The sequence below is a fragment of the Segetibacter koreensis DSM 18137 genome, from assembly GCF_000374045.1.
In the GTDB taxonomy this organism is placed as follows: Bacteria; Bacteroidota; Bacteroidia; order Chitinophagales; family Chitinophagaceae; genus Segetibacter; species Segetibacter koreensis.
The window spans coordinates 1-1,503 of sequence record NZ_KB893374.1 but is presented as its reverse complement, the minus strand read 5'-3'; the positions used below and the strand labels follow the sequence as shown (position 1 = coordinate 1,503).

At 32.7% G+C, this 1,503-nt stretch carries 2 protein-coding genes; both read right to left on the bottom strand.

Features of this window, described 5'->3' with window-relative positions:
- Positions 1-151 precede the first annotated feature (151 nt).
- On the bottom strand, positions 152-295 hold the full coding sequence (locus B154_RS0123970; protein WP_018616903.1) for a ribbon-helix-helix domain-containing protein: 144 nt from the start codon (positions 293-295) through the stop codon (positions 152-154).
- Positions 296-921: 626 nt separating this feature from the next.
- Positions 922-1,503, bottom strand: a 582-nt coding sequence (locus B154_RS0123965) for a replication protein (RefSeq protein WP_018616902.1), incomplete at its 5' end; no start/stop codon positions are given.

Sequence of the window (1,503 nt, the reverse complement as noted above, 5' to 3'; positions counted from 1 at the left end):
AAAACATCTCTCCAATTTTCAGGTGCAGATTCCGGATAAACAAAAAATGTCCAATTACGTGTTCTTGTATCTCTCTTTTCACTCATGTTATAATTACCTCACTTATAAGTATAATTTATTTCTTAGTCGCCATTTGCCCTGGCGACTATTTTTATGCCTTTTTTTGTTCATTAACCCACATTGTAATCAAAGCAGATTTACTTAAACCTGTTTCTTTAGATAAAACTTCTATTTTTTCAAAAACTTCTTGATTCAAAGTTATCATAATTCGTTTTTTTTCTTGTTTTTCAGCCATATTTTTTCACCTCAACAATTTTCTATAAATACGAATTCCCTTATAAAACAATCTAACACATTTATAACTAAAGTGTAAGAAATTTATGCATTTTTATCGAAAAACCGGGTTGAGCCTTACTCTCCGTTGATGTTTCGCGATTTATACCCTTTCAGCCTTAGAGGCGCAAGGGATACAGAGTTTTGACCTCTGACCAGTGACCAACCTAGGGGGGGTCGTAGTTGCCCCCCTAGGTTCGAAAAATCCAAAGATTAAATACAAAAACAGTAATCAAAAATGTGATTACCAAAATCCATAAATCAAATCCAAACTTCAATTAACTTGTAATTTAATTTCCTTTTGACTTCACGATATCGAAAGTAATGATTTGGATTGGTTGTTAACTTGGATTAATCCAAGTTACAACTGCACCAATCGCTACTGAAGTAGCTATCATTATTTCTTTGCTCGTCAAAAGTATTTCTCATATCACAAGTTAATTAAAGTTTTGGCAAGCTTCGTATTTGCTAGCCACTTCATTCGCTAACGCTCATTTCGTTCTGCAAATACCCTTGCTGGGATTATATCCCAGACCCTTTATTTTTGCTAACGCAAAAAGCTAGCCATTTTGGCTAGCTAATTCAAATTCATCTAATTCTATGTCTAATAGATTTAATATAATTATTCATAATAAACGCTGAATTATCACAAAGTAACGGAAACCAATCATCAAATCTATTTTCCATAGCATAATCTATTAAGTCTTGAATCTCATCAATATCATTTTCTTTAACAAAACTAATCATTTCTTTAATTAATTGATATCTCTCTCCAGAATTGGCAGAAAGATATATTAAAGGATCAGCACCAGCATGACCTATTATTTCACTCTTACTATACTGAAACTTATTAGGATCATCCATATGAGCAAAATAACGCACCATACCTTTCAGATCCATAACCTTTTGAGGATTTGGTGCCTTTAACCTTAAAGTAATCTCTCTAACCTGCTCATAAGACTTTTTAGAAGCAAATAATATTAGTATGTGCCAATGAGCCTTTTTCAGTTCTCCATTAGAATCTACATCTTTATCATGTAATGGACTTTCTATCCACGGTATATGCATCTCGTTTAAAACATCTCTCCAATTTTCAGGTGCAGATTCCGGATAAACAAAAAATGTCCAATTACGTGTTCTTGTATCTCTCTTTTCACTCATGTTATAATT